At 71.7% G+C, this 14665-nt stretch carries 11 protein-coding genes; all 11 read right to left on the bottom strand.

Annotation, left to right across the window (positions count from 1 at the left end; all coding sequences use genetic code 11):
* Positions 1–2: 2 nt before the first annotated feature.
* From IEY91_RS08145 to IEY91_RS08095, 11 genes are read right to left on the bottom strand one after another with little or no spacing between them, the layout of a single operon-like run.
* Positions 3–1328 carry an MATE family efflux transporter gene (locus IEY91_RS08145; RefSeq protein WP_189173400.1) on the bottom strand — a complete coding sequence of 442 codons (1326 nt, stop codon included), beginning with the start codon at positions 1326–1328 and terminating at the stop codon, positions 3–5.
* Between the two features lie 4 nt (positions 1329–1332).
* Positions 1333–2616, bottom strand: coding sequence for a DUF4910 domain-containing protein (locus IEY91_RS08140; RefSeq protein ID WP_189173399.1), 1284 nt, complete (start codon positions 2614–2616; stop codon positions 1333–1335).
* Complete coding sequence (locus tag IEY91_RS08135) at positions 2604–3629, bottom strand: NAD-dependent epimerase/dehydratase family protein (protein WP_164319093.1); 1026 nt, start codon at positions 3627–3629, stop codon at positions 2604–2606. The genes IEY91_RS08140 and IEY91_RS08135 overlap by 13 nt, the downstream gene beginning before the upstream one ends.
* Before the next feature lie 6 nt (positions 3630–3635).
* Complete coding sequence (locus IEY91_RS08130; protein ID WP_164319095.1) at positions 3636–4286, bottom strand: PIG-L deacetylase family protein; 651 nt, start codon at positions 4284–4286, stop codon at positions 3636–3638.
* On the bottom strand, positions 4283–5077 hold the full coding sequence (locus IEY91_RS08125) for a glycosyltransferase family protein (RefSeq protein ID WP_189173398.1): 795 nt from the start codon (positions 5075–5077) through the stop codon (positions 4283–4285). Before IEY91_RS08125 ends, IEY91_RS08130 begins: the two co-directional genes overlap by 4 nt.
* On the bottom strand, positions 5074–6336 hold the full coding sequence (locus IEY91_RS08120; protein ID WP_189173397.1) for a class I SAM-dependent methyltransferase: 1263 nt from the start codon (positions 6334–6336) through the stop codon (positions 5074–5076). The genes IEY91_RS08125 and IEY91_RS08120 overlap by 4 nt, the downstream gene beginning before the upstream one ends.
* A gap of 22 nt (positions 6337–6358) precedes the next feature.
* Positions 6359–7570, bottom strand: a complete 1212-nt coding sequence (locus IEY91_RS08115; protein ID WP_189173396.1) for a glycosyltransferase family 4 protein — start codon at positions 7568–7570, stop codon at positions 6359–6361.
* Positions 7571–7577: 7 nt separating this feature from the next.
* A complete protein-coding gene (locus IEY91_RS08110; RefSeq protein ID WP_189173395.1) occupies positions 7578–8927 on the bottom strand; it encodes an O-antigen ligase family protein in 1350 nt (449 codons plus the stop codon).
* A gap of 1 nt (position 8928) precedes the next feature.
* Positions 8929–10482 carry a right-handed parallel beta-helix repeat-containing protein gene (locus tag IEY91_RS08105; RefSeq protein ID WP_189173394.1) on the bottom strand — a complete coding sequence of 518 codons (1554 nt, stop codon included), beginning with the start codon at positions 10480–10482 and terminating at the stop codon, positions 8929–8931.
* Between the two features lie 12 nt (positions 10483–10494).
* Complete coding sequence (locus IEY91_RS08100; protein WP_189173393.1) at positions 10495–12453, bottom strand: alginate lyase family protein; 1959 nt, start codon at positions 12451–12453, stop codon at positions 10495–10497.
* Complete coding sequence (locus IEY91_RS08095) at positions 12450–14654, bottom strand: bi-domain-containing oxidoreductase (protein ID WP_189173392.1); 2205 nt, start codon at positions 14652–14654, stop codon at positions 12450–12452. The genes IEY91_RS08100 and IEY91_RS08095 overlap by 4 nt, the downstream gene beginning before the upstream one ends.
* Between the last annotated feature and the right edge of the window lie 11 nt (positions 14655–14665).

Raw genomic sequence — 14665 nt, 5'->3', positions numbered from 1 at the left:
CCTCACTTCGGGGATGGGGTTCTTGTGGTGCTCGCGCGAGGCGGACTCTGGTGGTGCTCGCGCAGGGCGGAGCGCAGTTGCAGCCACCAGACGGCGGAACTGGAGAGGGTCGCCGCGGCGACGCCCCATGCCGAGCCGACCGCGCCGCCCGCGGCCGCTCCGCCGAGCCCGCCGCCGACGTAGCAGGCGGAGGCGAAGAGTTGGGCGCGCAGGCTGCGCCGGGCGGCGGCGAGCGCGCGAAGGCCGGCCGCGGCGCCGATGCCGAGGCCGGAGCCCGCGACCCCGAGCACGGCGGGCACGATGAGGTCGGACGCGGAGCCCCAGACGTCGCCGAGCACGAGCTCGCCCGCCCGGTCCGGTACCAGGAGCAGCGCCACGCCCCAGAGCAGCGCGGCGGCGGCGAGGCCGCCGGACAGCATGAGGCAGAACTTGGCCAGGCGGTGCGGGGCCTGCCGCAGCACCCGTGCCGCTTCGGGGACGGTGACGAGCGAAAGGCCCATCAGCAGGGCCAGGAACGGGCCGAGCAGAAGCTCGGCGCCCCGGACCACGCCCACCGCGCTCACCCCGACGATCGCGCCGAGCCCGTACGCCCGCAGCTGGGACGCGCCGCTGACGCCGACGTTCTCGACCAGGTAGCGGTAGCCGAGGTCGCGCTGCTCGCGCAGCCACGCGCGCGCCCTGTCGGGCCTCGGCCGGATGCCGGACTGGAAGCAGCCGTATCCGGCGGCCACCGCGGCCGCCGCGCCCCAGGCGAGGACGAAGGCCTCCACGCTGCCCACGCGAGCCGCCACCAGCAGGGCCGGGACGAGCGCGAGGGCTCCCAGGAGGTCGTTGACGCACGCTTTTCGTCCGGTGCCCGCGGCGAAGAACGAGTACCGCCACGCGTCTTGCAGGAGCAGCCCGGGCAGCACCACGCCGAGGGCGGCGAACGCGGGCCCCACGCGGCCGCCGAGACCGAGACCGACCACCAGGCACACCAGGCCGATGGCACCGCCGACGACGAGCGCGGTACCGGACGACCGGGCCGCCGCCCCGCGCCAGGACGCGTCCGGCACGCCGCTGAAGCGCACCACCAGCGGGTCGGTGGCAATCCCCCGGGAGACGCTGAGCACCACGCCGTAGGTCACCCAGGCCAGGCTGAACACACCGAACGCGGTAAGGCCGAGCGAGCGGGCCACGTAGATGCCCACCGCGAAGTTGGTCATGCTGCAGACCGCCTGGTCGGCAAGGCCCCAGGACAGCCGTCCCGCCATGGCCCGCTTGGCGGTGCGCCCGGCGGCGGGCCCGGCCGGGTCCGCGGTCGTCGTCTTCTCCCCCTCGGCGCTCATCACGTCATGCCTTGATCAGCCCGGCGGCGCCCAGGGCGTCGGCCGCGCCGGCGACCGTGTCGAACGGCAGCCCGGACCGCTCCGCGACGTCGAGCAGGCTGTGCTCGCCGTCAGAGAGGCTGAGCACCCAGAGCATGGCCATCTGGGCCTGCTTGGCGTCGCTGCGCCCGCCGAGCGATTCGTACAACCCCCGCCTGCCGAGCTGTGGTTCGCCGTACGGGCTGAGGTTGACGTACCGCCGGTTGCGGTCGAGGACGGCGAACGCCTCGCGGCACAACGAGAGGGTGTCCGTCATCGCCTCCGGCGAGACGAAGTCCGGGTTGTCGGCCGAGGTGTGGTACTCGGGGTAGCCGGCGTACGGGGTCCGGCTGAGCGAGCCCACGCCGAGATTGAACCCCGGTGAGCAGTACTGCCGCTCGTCGTAGCCGTACGGAGTGAACTCCTTGACACTGTGCGAGCGTTCGGAGGCGGCGAGGACGTGCCGAAGCACCCGGTCGATCTCCGCGTCGCCGCGCCTGCTCTGTTTGTACGTCAGTTGCCCCGAGTCGCCCGCGCAGGCGAGCACGAGCCCGTGCTTGACCTTCTCGATCCGCTCCGCGTTGCGGGCCAGCCAGGTGATCGCCCCGATGGTGCCGGGAGCGTAGATGAACCGGTAGGTGTAGTACGGGGTTTGCTCCGCCAACGCCCTGGCCAGGAACGTGGCCACCGCGATGCCCGCGAGGTTGTCGTTGGCCAGCGACGGGTGGCAGGTGTGGCAGGAGACGATCACCTCGTCGGGGACCTGGCCGGGGACCACGTGCTCGGCGTAGGTGAGGTGGCCGTCCGCGAGCGTGGAGTCGACACGCACCTCGTAGTCGCCGTCCGGCAGCGCGTCCAGGGTGTCCTGGGCCAGGCAGAATCCCCACTCCGGCTTGTAGTAGCTGGTGCGGTACGGCACCCAACTCGGGTGCTCCGGAAGGGTGTGCAGGTGTGCGCGCAGCTCGGACAGCGGCATGGTCCGCGACACGGGCACGCTGTAGCCGAGCACGTGCAGGCTGGACGCGGCGAAGTCGACGACGCGGTTTCCGGCGGTGTCGGCGATGTACGCGTCGCGGATGTTCCACTCCTGCGGCACGGTCCAGTCGAGCACCTGCGTCCCCGTCGGGACCTCGTGGACCTGGAGCGGGACGTACTCGCCGACGATGTCCAGGGTGGCGCGCACACCGTCGCCGGTGATGCTCCGGCAGAGCGGGTAGAGCCGCTCCACCAGTTCGTGCATCTGCTCGCCTTCTGTCGTCATCGGCGCCACCGCAGGGTGTCGTCGACGGCGCCGGTGTCGGACGCCGCGCGCAGCACGGCGAGGCGGGTGAAGCGTCGCTCGAAGTCCTCGCGTGTCAGGCCGAACTTCCGGTAGGCGTCGGCGAGTTCGAGGGCGCCGCGCTTCACCGTCCACTCGCAGTCGAAGCCGGGGATGGCGGCGCGGAACCGGGAGAAGTCCACGCGGTACGACCGCGGGTCGGCGCCGGTCTCGCCGGTGATCACCACCTTCGCCCCGGACACCGCCTCGGCGACCTGCTCGGCGATCTCGGCGACCGTGACGTTGTTGGTCTCGCTGCCGATGTTGAACGCCCGGTCGTGCACGGCTTCGCGGGGAGCGGTCAGCACGGCCGAGAAGGCCCGCGCGATGTCGACGGCGTGCACCAGCGGGCGCCACGGGGTGCCGTCGGACATCACGAGGACCTCGCCGGACAGCAGCGCGTGGCCCACCAGGTTGTTCAGCACGATGTCGGCGCGCAGGCGGGGCGAGTAGCCGAAGGCGGTGGCGTTGCGCATGTACACCGGGCTGAAGTCGCCGTCGGCGAGCGCGTGCAGGTCGTCCTCCACCCGCACCTTGGACTCCGCATACGGCGTCACCGGCCGCAGCGGGGCGTCCTCGGCCACGAGGTCGCCGCCGCCGGCGGCGCCGTACACCGAGCAGGTCGACGCGTACAGGAAGCGCCGCACTCCGGCCTCGCGGGCCAGGCGGGCCAGGTGTACGGAGGCGTGGTGGTTGATGTCGTACGTGAGTTCCGGCGCCAGCGAGCCCAGCGGGTCGTTGGAGAGCGCGGCCAAGTGGATCACGGCGTCCACCCCGGCCACGTGCTCGGCCGTGACGTCGCGCAGGTCCACCCGGTGGCCCCGCGGGTCCGCGGGCGGCGGGCCGAGGACGCAGTCGGCGAAAAGTCCCGCGTCGAGGCCGACGACTTCGTGCCCGGCGGCCTTCAGGACCGGGGCCATGACGGTGCCCAGGTATCCCTGGTGCCCGGTCAGCAGTACTCGCAAGGTGGTTCATCCCCCCAGATTGAGCGTGATTTTGGTGGCGGCGAACGCCTCGGCGTAGCGCGCGTGGCATTCGATCCCGCGGATCCGCGCGAGGCCGAGGAAGGCCTCCCGGTCGTACCAGGGCCGGTGCCGCTGCGAGGGGTAGTGCTCCTGCAACAGCCGGACCTTCTGCTCGGCGATCTCCGGCGTCAACGGCTGGTACGCCGACGGGCGGCCGAGGTCGCCGTCCCACTTGACGATCTCGTACGCGAGCACGAGGTGGTCGCGGAACGCGGTGGTCATCAGCTTCGCCAGGCCGCGGTGGTCCTGGTGGGCGTCTTCGGTGCGCGGGGCGAGGACCAGGTCGGGGTCGGTCCGCATCCGCAGTTCCTCGACCGCGGCCTTGGCCTCCTCCCAGTGCGCGGGCATCCGGCCGTCGGGCAACTTCAGTACGGTCAGGTGCAGTTCGGCGCCGGGGCAGAAGGCGGCGAGCGCGGCCTGCTCCTCCTGCTCCCGCTCGCCGCCACCGCCGGAGAGCACCAGCGCGTCGACGCGGATGCCCGGCCGCGCGAGGCACATGGTGAGCAGGGTGCCGCCCGCGCCGATGGCGATGTCGTCGCAGTGCGCGCCCACGGCGACGATCCGGTCCAGGCGGCGCCCGGCCCCGAGCCGGATCACGCGCTCACCCCCGCGCCGTCCCGCTCCCACACGGCCCACGGGCGGTCGCCCCGGGTGTAGGCGTCGTCGAGCGCGGCCCGCTCCTTCACGGTGTCGGTCGGCTTCCAGAAGCCGCGGTGCTGGTGCGCCACAAGCCGTCCCTGCTTGGCGAGTTGGGCGCAGCCGTCGGCGACCAGGTCCCCGTTCTCGGGTATGTGGTCGAAGACTTCCTGGCGGAGCACGAAGTAGCCGCCGTTCTCCCACAGCGGCATGTCGCTGACCGCGGTGATGCCGCCCACCAGGCCGCCCTCGCCCAACTCCACGCAGTGGAAAGAGGACTGCGGCGGCACGACCATCATCGACGCGCCGGCGTCGCGCCGGGAGAAGTTCTCGATCATCTCCGGCAGGGGGGCGTCGGTGAGCACGTCGGCGTAGTTGGCGAGGAACATCTCGTCGCCGTTCAGGTGGTGGCGCACCCGGCGGAGGCGTTCCCCGATCGGCGACTCGATGCCGGTCTGCGCGAACGTGATCGTCCAGTCGGCGATGTCGGTGGAGAGGAGCTCGGTCCGCCCGGCTCTCAGTACGAAGTCGTTGGACGTCGTCTCCTCGTAGTGGAGGAAGAAGTCCTTGATGTGGTGCGCCCCGTAGCCGAGGCACAGGATGAACTCCGTGTGCCCGAAGTGCGCGTAGTAGCGCATGACGTGCCAGATCAGCGGTCGCGGGCCGACCATCGCCATAGGCTTGGGCACGTCGTCCGCGGCACCGCTGCGCATCCGCATCCCGTAACCGCCGCAGAACAGAACGACCTTCATGAGTTGACCTCGACAATGCTGAGTTCCGGGATGGGAAAGACGAGGCGGCCGCCCCACTCGTGCACGAAGGACAGTTGCTCGGTCAGTTCGGCGCGCAGGTTCCACGGCAGGACGAGGACGTAGTCCGGCTTGTCGGCGGCGATCCGCTCGGGCGGCAGGATCGGGATGCGGGTGCCCGGGGTGAACCTGCCGTGCTTGTAGGGGTTGCGGTCGACCGTGTACGCGAGCAGGTCGGGCCGGATGCCGCAGTGGTTGAGCAGGGTGTTGCCCTTGCCGGGGGCGCCGTAGCCGACGACCGTCTCGCCGCGCTCGGCCGCCTCGATGAGGAACTTCAGGAGGTCCCGGCGCACCTTGGCCACCCGGGCGGCGAACTCGGCGTACCCGGACAGCTCCTGAAGCCCGGCGGCCTTCTCCCGGGCCAGTACGTCGGCGACCTGCTGCGACGGCTCACCGGCCGCCTCGGTCGGGCGGGCCCAGAGCCGGATGGAGCCGCCGTGCGTGGGCAGCAACTCCACGTCCACGAGGGCGAGTCCGCCGCTCGCGAGGGCCCGGATCGCGGAGGCGACCGTGTAGTACTGGAAGTGCTCGTGGTAGATCGTGTCGTACTGGTTCTCCTCGATCAGGGTCAGCAGGTGCTGCACCTCGATGGAGACCCAGCCGTCGTCGGCGACCAGGGCGCGCAGGCCCTGGGTGAAACCGACCACGTCGGGGATGTGCGCGTACACGTTGTTGGCCACGACCAGGTTCGCCGGGCCGTGCTCGGCGCGGACGGCCGCGCCGGTCTCCGGGCTCAGGAACTCCGTGAGCGTGGGCACGCCCGCGTCCCGTGCCGCGGCGCCGACGTTCACCGACGGCTCGATGCCGAGGCAGCGGATCCCGCGGTCCACGACGTGCTTCAGCAAGTACCCGTCGTTGCTGGCGACTTCGACCACGAAGGCGTCGGAACCCTCGGAACCCTCGGAGCCCTCGGAGTCGAGACCCACCTTCCGCACGGCGTCGGCGACGTACGTGCGCGCGTGCTCCACCCAGGAGGTCGAGTACGAGGAGAAGTACGCGTACTCCTTGAACGTCTCCTCAGGCGTGATCAGCGGAGGTATCTGCGCCAGCCAACAGGCCGTGCAGACCCGCAGATGCAGCGGGTACGCGGGCTCTGCCCGGTCCAGTTGGTCCGCGGCGAGAAAGCTCTCGCACGGCGGGGTCGCCCCCAGGTCGACGACGCTCCCCATCGCCGTCGAGCCGCAGAGTCGGCATCGAGTCATTTACTGCCCCCATTGATTCCGTTCATTTACAGCCCCCCATTGATTCCGTCCGCCCCGCGATCGCGGAGCGGTACCCCTCCTCCAGGCGCTCCAGGCCGACGGCCGGGCTGAACCCCTGCTCGTATCGGCGCCGGGCCGCCTGTCCCATCTCCCGGTTGCGGTCCTGGTCGGCCGCGATCCGGCGGATGCGGGACGCGAGCGAGGCCGCGTCGCCCGGCTGGTGAAGCAGCCCGGTCACCCCGTCCTCGACGAGTTCGACGAAGGCGCCGTGATCGGCGGCGACGGCCGGGACCCCCGCCGCCATCGCCTCCGCGACCACGAGCCCGAACGTCTCCATGACCGTCGAGGGCGCCACCACGGCCACCGCACGCGCGACGGCCTTCCGGCACTCCTCCGGGTCGTACAGACCGACGTACCGCACGTCGTCCCGGCCCGCCGCCCAGGCGGTCACCTCCCGCTCCAGCGGCCCCGCGCCCGCGATCACGAGCGGCACGCCCACACCGCCGTCCGCCGCGACCTGGTCCCACGCGGTCATGAGCAGCCGCATGCCCTTGCCCTCCGCGAGCCGGCCGAGGAAGAGCAGATGCTCGCCCTCGCCCTCCCGGCGGGCACCCGGGTCGGGGACGAAGTTGTGCTTCACCGCGAGCCGTTCGGCCGGCATGCCGGAGCGTACGAGGACGTCGCGCTGCGCCGCGGAGATGCAGAAGAACCGCTCCACGCCGGACCACCACCGCCGCCGGTTGACGGTCATGCTGACCGCGAGCGGCACCGTCGCGAGGCGGGAGTCGCGGTAGCAGCCGTGCCGGACGGCGGGCAGCGCCATCGCGGAGCCGACACACTCGGTGCACCGGCGGCCGTCCCGGTGCAGCGTGCCGGGCGGGCAGACCTGGGTGTAGTTGTGCAGCGTCGCGACGACGGGCACACCGGCGTCGGCGCAGGCGGCGAGCACCGCGGGCGACAGGAGCGGGAAGACGTTGTGGACATGCACCACGTCAGGGCGCTCCGCGCGCAGACGGGCGGCCAACTCCGAGCGGACCCCCGGGTTCCACGGCACGAGGAGCGGCACCGCGACCTTGCCGAGCAGGGACTTCGCGGCGATGTCGTCGCTGCGCCGCTCGAACAGGTCGACCCGGTGGCCGGCCGCGCGCAGCAGCCCCACCTCCTCTTCGACCACCCTGTTCTCCCCGCTCGGCTGCGCCGAGGAGTAGCGGTTGTGCACCACGAGTACGTGCATGGTCAGGTCACCTCCGGGCCCATCGCGGGACACGTCGTCGGGGAACTGCGGGCGTCGGCAGGTGCGTTGCGGCGGTCGGCAGGTGCGTTGCCGCGGCGGGTGCCGCGAGCAGCGAGGCGGCCAGGGCCAGGTGCAGCAGGTACGGCGAGGCGTCGGCGAGGCCTGCCTCGGTGTACGACGAGATGGCGCAGTAGCTGATCAGGAAGATCGCGCAGGCCCGCGGCAGCGACGGCGGCCGCAGCAGCGCGACACCGGCGAGGACGATCATGAAAGCGGCCACGATGGTGACGCCGATCAGACCCTGCTCGTGGTACGCGGCGAGCCAGCTGTTGTCGATCGGCAGGCCGCCGAACGACTTGTCGCTCAGGCCCATGCCGAACACCTTCTCGCCGGTCGTCCGGGGCGCCGCGAGCAGGGCGTCCCAGACCTTGGCCCGGCCGGTGAGGTCGGACAGGTTCTCCTGGCTCTGTCCGCGCAGGTACCAGGACTGCATCGCGGAGCTGAACGCCACCGCGGCCACCGCGGCGATCACCACCGTCCAGGCGAAGAACCGGCGGGCGGCGGCGCTGGTCAGGACGAGCGAGCCGATCGCGAGGACAAGCCCGATGAGCAGGCCCAGCGTGGCCGTGCGGGTATGGGTCAGCGCGAGCAGGACGAGCGACGGCACGATGACCAACGCCGCGCTGGCCCCCGTGGTTTGACGGCCCAGGACGAGCAGCACGGTGAGCCCGATGATCACTGCGGCGTACTGCCCGATCTGCGGCGGGGTGAGCGGCCACAACGCGCCGACGAGGCGTCCGCCGTAGTACTCCGGCATGGCCGTGCCCGGTGCGACGACAAGGCCCGCGGCCACCGACACCAGCACCACGAAGTACATCCGGATGTGGTGGCGGACGAATGTCACGCTGCCGTCCCACCAGCGGCTGAGCAGCCACAGCGTGCCGACGAACAGAGCGAGCCGTCCGCAGCGGAACAGCGCCCCGTACCCGACCTCCAGGTTCGCGCTGGAGATCACGCTCGGCACGAGCAGCAGGGTGAGCAGGAACACGAAGGCGCTGGGCCGGATGCGCAGCCGCAGATTGAGCGCGAGCGCCAGCGCGAACGCGGAGACCAGCGCGCCCATGGTGGCCATCTGGATGAGGGAGCGGGGCAGCGTGACGACGGTCTTCGCCCCGGCGGAGCCGAGCGTGTTGAGGGCGAGCAGCGCCCAGACGATCCCGACGGCCTTCGGTGTCCCGGCGGGCTGTGCCTCGGTGCCGGGCCGCGTGCCCGCCGTGTCGGGTCCGCCCGGCAGAGCGCCGCGCCTTCCCGTGTCCGCTCCGCCCGGCAGTCCGCCGCGCATCAGGTCCCCTGCCATCTCAACCACCAGCCCGTGGGGTGAAGGTGCTGCCCGCGTCCTGCTGGTACGGCGCGCCCTGCCACTGCCCGGAGTCGAGCTTCTGGTCCGTGTTCTCCGCGACGAAGCTCCACGGTCCGCGGTAGACGTTGTCGCGCCAGCGGTTGTGCTGCTCGTGGGTGATCGCCTCCGCCACCCGCTTGCCCTTGTACGGCGACCACTTGGGATAGGTGCCGTAGTTGGACAGGACCGCCATGCGGCCGCACTGCGCCGCGCACTTGACGACGGACTTGTCCAGCGTGAAGCGGTTGTCGTGGATGTCGACGCGCTGGGTCTTCCACCGGCAGTCGGCCAGGAGCGGCGCCTTGGCGATCGCCGGCCGCTTGCAGCGGTCGGTGTCCTTGACCAGCAGCGTGCAGTAGCCGGTGGAGGTGTTGGCCGGGCTGTTGCAGAACCGGTCGGAGTTCTCCCAGAGGGTGATCCCGTTCCAGTTGTCCTCAAGGACGTTCCGGGAGATCTCCAGCTTGTCGGTGCGGGCCTTGATCCGTGGTTCGCCGCCGGCCTCGGAGATGTAGAGGGTCGCGTACGGGAAGTCGTCGCCGTTCTTGGCGCCCTTGCGGCCGTCGACCCAGTTGTTCCGCCGGATCGTGTTGTTCCGGACGACCGCGTTGTAGCTGGTCTCGTACATCAGGGCGGCGCCGTCGTTGGCTTCGAGGACGTTGTTCTCGATGCGGAAGTCGTTGTTGTTGTTGTCGGCCCACAGCCCGACCCCGCGGTTGTCGTGCACCCAATTGCCGCGGATGTCGGCGCCGTCGACGGCCCAGAACTTGATGCCGCCGGTGCAGCCGCAGCCCGGGTTCTTCCGCTCCCAGTCGTCGGTGTTGTTGCCCACGACCTCGTTGCCCTCGACGACCAGGCCCTCGATGGAGTCACCGGTCTTGTACGCGTTCATTCCGTACTGCCCGTTGTCGCGCAGGCAGCTCGCGCGGACCCGCTGGCGGGCACCGGCCATCAGTCCGGCGCCGGAGTTGTACTGGATCTTCGCGTGCTCGATCACCCAGCCGTCGGCCATGTCGTGGTTGACGACGCCCTCGTTGTTCGGCGCGACGAAACGCTCCACGGTGAGGTGGCTGATGGTGACGCCGGTGGCGGTGCCGCTGAACGCGTACTGGTTGGTCTTGCGGCCGTCGAGCACCGCGCCCGGGGCGCCGATGTAGCGGTTCCCCTTCTTCGTCATGACCTGGGCGTAGCGGTCCGGTTCGAGCCTGTGCTTGCCGGGGCGGAGCCAGAACGTGGTGTTCGGGGGGCTGCTCTTGGTCTTCGCGGCCAGGTCGCCGACCACCTTGGGGTCGACCGTCACCGCGCCCGCCGGAGCCTTCGCGGGACCGGCCGTGGGCTTGGCGCACACCCGCGCCACGGACGCGGCGGGCGCCCCGGACTTGGAGGCACCGGCCTTCGACGGCGCGCCGCTGGGGTCCGCCGGGGAATCCGACGTACTCGTACAGCCGGTCACCGCCAGCAGGGCAAGGGCCAGCGGTGCCGCCGGCCGTGCCCAGTGCCGCCACTTGATTCCCACGTGTCCTCCCCCCTAGCCGCGGAACCTGAGTACGGTCGTGAACCCCTCCACGCCGTCGGCGAAGCCGGTGCCGACCAGCGTGGTGGCGGGTTCCTTGCGCCCGAAGCCCGCGGAGTACCAGCCCAGCGGCGGTTCGGTCTCGCCGCGGTGCGCCCGCCAGGACAGTTGTCCGGGCAGGTCGAGCACCGCGGAGCGGTCCTCGCCGTCGCGGGTCCAGGTGAGCACGGCCCAGTTCCCCACCAGGTCCGCGGAGATCGCCGGGCCGAGGTGGAACGCCAGGCGCACGGCCCGGCGCGGACCGTCTTTGCTGCTGACCTCGTCGACGACCCGTAACTCCTGGCTCCCGGCGGTCAGTTCGACCCGGCGGCGGTGTACGGCGCGCTGGTAGCCGTCGTGTTCGGCGCTCCAGCAGGCCACACCCTCGCTGGAGGTGTCCGCGACCAGGACGCGGCTACGGGCGTGCCGGGTCCACAGGAACGGGCCGCCGGAGGCGGACTGGTCGGCGCCGTCCAGCTCCAGGGTGTTGTGGCCGAGGGTCGACCGGAAGTACCGCCGCCACTCGGGCTGCCCGTGGTAGCAGTACGTCCCGGGGTCGGCGAGGACATCGACCCCGTCGTGCCGGACCTCCAGGGACAGGGCGTCCGCGTGGGCGTGCGCGGCGATGGAAAGGAACCCGTGCGGACCGCCGTCGCAGCGGCACCAGATCCCGTCCGGGCCGCGCAGGATGGTCATGCCCGCGTCGGCGAAGTGCGCCGGCCGGCTTGCAGGGCGGGTCACCCTTCCGTTCTTCGCGTACGGCCGGATGAGCGCGGCGAGCAGCGGGGTGCGCACATCGGTGCCGGTCACCGCCGGCCACCAGTCGAGCCGCCCGAACACGGCGTCCCCGGTGGCGAGGAGCGAGCCCCAGCGGTCCGTGCCCGCGCCGTCGACGATCAGACCGTGCCCGTCGTCCGCGTCGCCTTGGCGTGGCGGCCGTAACCGGTCGTCGACGACGGCCGCGAGCGCGTCGGTCATCCGCAGCAGTACGAGGCGGATCGACGCGGGGACCGGCACGGCGGCGGCATCCGCCTCGGCCACCGCGGCCAGGCCCAGCTCAAGGACGAGTCCGTGGTACTCGGAGGCCAGCTCGCGGTTGAGACCCGAGTCGAAGGTGTTGCCGCGCAGATGCCGCTCCAGGGACCGCAGCGCGTCGGCCCGCCAGCGCGCCGAGGTGGGGAACCACCCGAAGGCGCAGGCCGCGGCGAACTGCCCGGCGGCCTCGGCGATGACGTGGTTGTTCGCCGAGGATCCCCGGCTGGGGAAGGCGGCGAGCCAGCGCTGGTGGTGCCAGATCTGGTTCAGCGCCACCGGGTTGTCCTCGAACAGACCGGCCGCACCGTGCCAGCCGTCGAGCAGCCGGCGGACCCACACCCAGGAAAGGAGCCGGATGCCCAGCTCGATGCCGCTGATCCAGTGCACGCCGCGCAGCGGCGGGTTGGCCTTCCACCACGACCGAAGGTGCCCGTCCACGCGCTCGGCGTACCGCTCGTTCCCGGTGAGCGCGTAGGCGGCGGCGAGCACGGTCAGGTACTGATGCCGGGACAGCTCCCAGATCTGCTTGATGTCGCCGACCGCGTCCTCGTTCCGGTACGGCACGTCGAAGGCGTAGCCCCACGGGGCGCGGCGACCGGTCTTCGGGTCGCTCCACCAGTCCGGGTCGTCCAGGTCGTCGCGGACCACGCCGAAGTACTCGGCGTGCCCGTACATCAGCCGGTCCGCCTCGGCGATCAGGCGTTTCGCCGCGTCCGGGGGTATCGCGGCGACGGTCCCCGCGGGCAGTACCGCGGTGAACCGGGCGCCGGTCACGCTCGGGCACTTGGGCCGCGCCGACCGCCACCGCCTTCTGCGCACCGCGTCGCCCGCCCGGCCGCCGACCTCCTGCGGCCCCATCCGGGAGAGGCGCCGCAGGTACCAGCCCGCGCTCATGCTCATCGCGACCTCGCCAACGTCACCGGCGCGCCGCCGACCAGGCCCGCCTGCACGGCGAGGGTGGCCGACGTGGTGGCGACAAGGGACTCCAGCGGCACGGGCATCGGCCCGCCGGTCCGCACGGCCTTGACGAACGCGGCCAGTTCGGCGTTCTGGCCCTTGTCCCGGGCTTTGGGAAGGCGCGAACTGACCCACTTCTTGGGGCCGTACACCGCTGCTCGTACGAAGTCGTCGAGCCGCAGCACCTTGCCGTCCGCGATCAGGTCGAGGGTCTCCTTGGGGAAGCCGGACGGTCCTGTGGTGACGTAGCTGAGGGTGGCGGTGGACCCGTCGGGGTAGCGCAGCACGACCTGGAGGTCGTCGTTGCCGGGCGTGGCGGTCGCGTACACCGAGACCGGGTCGGCGCCGAGCAGCCAGCTCGCCGTGTCGATGAAGTGCCCGCCCTCGCCCGCGAACCGCGAGCCCTCGGTGCCCTGCTGGAGGTACCAACTGCCGTGCTGCAACCGGCCCGCGTTGACGAGGTAGCGCAGGCTCGCCGGACCGGTCCGGGCGCCGAACTGCTTCCTGGCCTCCTGCAGCAGGGGCGCGAACCGGCGGTTGAAGCCGACCTGGAGCCGGTCGTTGCCGGACTCCTCCACCGCCGCGAGCACGCCTGCCAGGTCTTCTTCGGTGAGCGCCAGGGGCTTCTCGACGAACACGGCCTTGCCTGCGAGGAGTGCCTTGCGGGTCAGTTCGGCGTGCGAGCTGTGCCGGGTCACGACGAACACCGCGTCGACGGCACTGTCGCCGAGCACGGCGTCGAGGTCGGTGGTCGCCTCGGTGAAGCCGAACTTCCGCTTCGCGTTGACCCCGGACAGCGCCGTCGTGGTGACGACCGTGGACAGCTCGACGCCCTCGCGCTCGGCCAGGTGCGGCAGCAGCATCGACGTCGCGTAGTTCCCCGCGCCGACGAACGCGACGCGCACGGGCGACTTGGCGGACCGGGCCGGGGTGGTCCGGGCCGTGGCGGACGTGGACGCTGTGCCGCCGCGCCGTCGCACCGCGGGCACGGCCACCACCGGAGCCTCCGCCTCCTCCTTCTGTTCGGGGTAGCGGAACAGCACGGCCACGGCCTTCAGGTCGCCGTCCTTCAGGCGCTGGTACGTCTCCACGGCGTCGTCGAAGTCGGCGATGTGGGAGACCAGGGGCTCCACGTCGACGCGGTCGCGGGCGACGAGATCGAGGAAGCACGCCAGGTTGCGGCGCTCGGTCCAGCGCACGTAGCCGATCGGGTAGTCGCGCCCCTCCAGCTCGTACTCCGGGTCGTAGCGCCCGGGGCCGTACGAACGCGAGAACCGTACGTCGAGCTCCTTCTCGTAGTACGCGTTCCACGGCAGGTCCAGGCGGCACTTGCCGATGTCGACGACCCGGCCGCGGTCCCGGCAGAGCCGGGCGGCCAGCTCGACGGGCTGGTTGCTGCCGCCGCCGGCGGCCAGGTACACCTGGTCCACGCCGTGCCCGCCGGTGAGCTCGGCGACGGCCGATTCCACGGCCGCGGACGCGGGATCACCGCAGGCCGCGGCGCCCAGGCGCTCCGCCAGCTCGCAGCGCGCCGGGTCGGGGTCGGCCCCCACGACGCGTACTCCCGAAGCGGTGAGGAGCTGCGCCACCAACTGGCCGATCAGGCCGAGGCCGATGACCAGGGCCACGTCGCCGAGTTGGGGCTCGCCGCGGCGGACACCCTGCATCGCGATCGACCCGACGGTGCCGAAGGCCGCGTGCCGCGGCGCGAGGCCGTCCGGCACCGGGGTGTAGAGGTTCTTCGGCACCCAGTTCAGCTCGGCGTGCAGCGCGTGCTCGTTGCCGGCGCAGGCCACGTGGTCGCCGACCGCCACGTCGTCGATCCCGGCGCCGACCTGCTCGACCACCCCGCACAGCGAGTAGCCGAGCGGCGTGTAGGAGTCCAGCTTGCCCATCACCTTGCGGTAGGTGGCGGGCAGCCCGTTGGTGGCCACGCTCTGCGCGACCTTGGCCACCTGGTCGGGGCGGGAGCGGGCCTTGCCGAGCATCGACATGCCGGCCTCGGAGACCTTCATGAGCTCGGTCCCCGTGGAGATCAGCGAGTAGGCGGTGCGGACCAGCACACCGCCCGGCTTGCATCCCGGCACCGGCACGTCGAGTACCGCAAGATCGCCGCTCTTGTAGTTCTGTACAACCTGCTTCACCCGAAGTCCCC

Source organism: Streptomyces lasiicapitis (assembly GCF_014646335.1).
Taxonomy (GTDB): Bacteria; Actinomycetota; Actinomycetes; order Streptomycetales; family Streptomycetaceae; genus Streptomyces; species Streptomyces lasiicapitis.
The sequence above is the reverse complement of the archived record's forward strand: the minus strand, read 5'-3'. Positions and strand labels throughout refer to the sequence as shown.

Excerpts from the sequence above, each read along its gene's own strand:
- IEY91_RS08145 (WP_189173400.1), bottom strand. The coding sequence starts at position 1,328 with ATGAGCGCCGAGGGGGAGAAGACGACGACCGCGGACCCGGCCGGGCCC.
- IEY91_RS08125 (WP_189173398.1), bottom strand. The coding sequence starts at position 5,077 with ATGAAGGTCGTTCTGTTCTGCGGCGGTTACGGGATGCGGATGCGCAGC.
- IEY91_RS08120 (WP_189173397.1), bottom strand. The coding sequence starts at position 6,336 with ATGACTCGATGCCGACTCTGCGGCTCGACGGCGATGGGGAGCGTCGTC.
- IEY91_RS08115 (WP_189173396.1), bottom strand. The coding sequence starts at position 7,570 with ATGCACGTACTCGTGGTGCACAACCGCTACTCCTCGGCGCAGCCGAGC.
- IEY91_RS08110 (WP_189173395.1), bottom strand. The coding sequence starts at position 8,927 with ATGGCAGGGGACCTGATGCGCGGCGGACTGCCGGGCGGAGCGGACACG.
- IEY91_RS08100 (WP_189173393.1), bottom strand. The coding sequence starts at position 12,453 with ATGAGCATGAGCGCGGGCTGGTACCTGCGGCGCCTCTCCCGGATGGGG.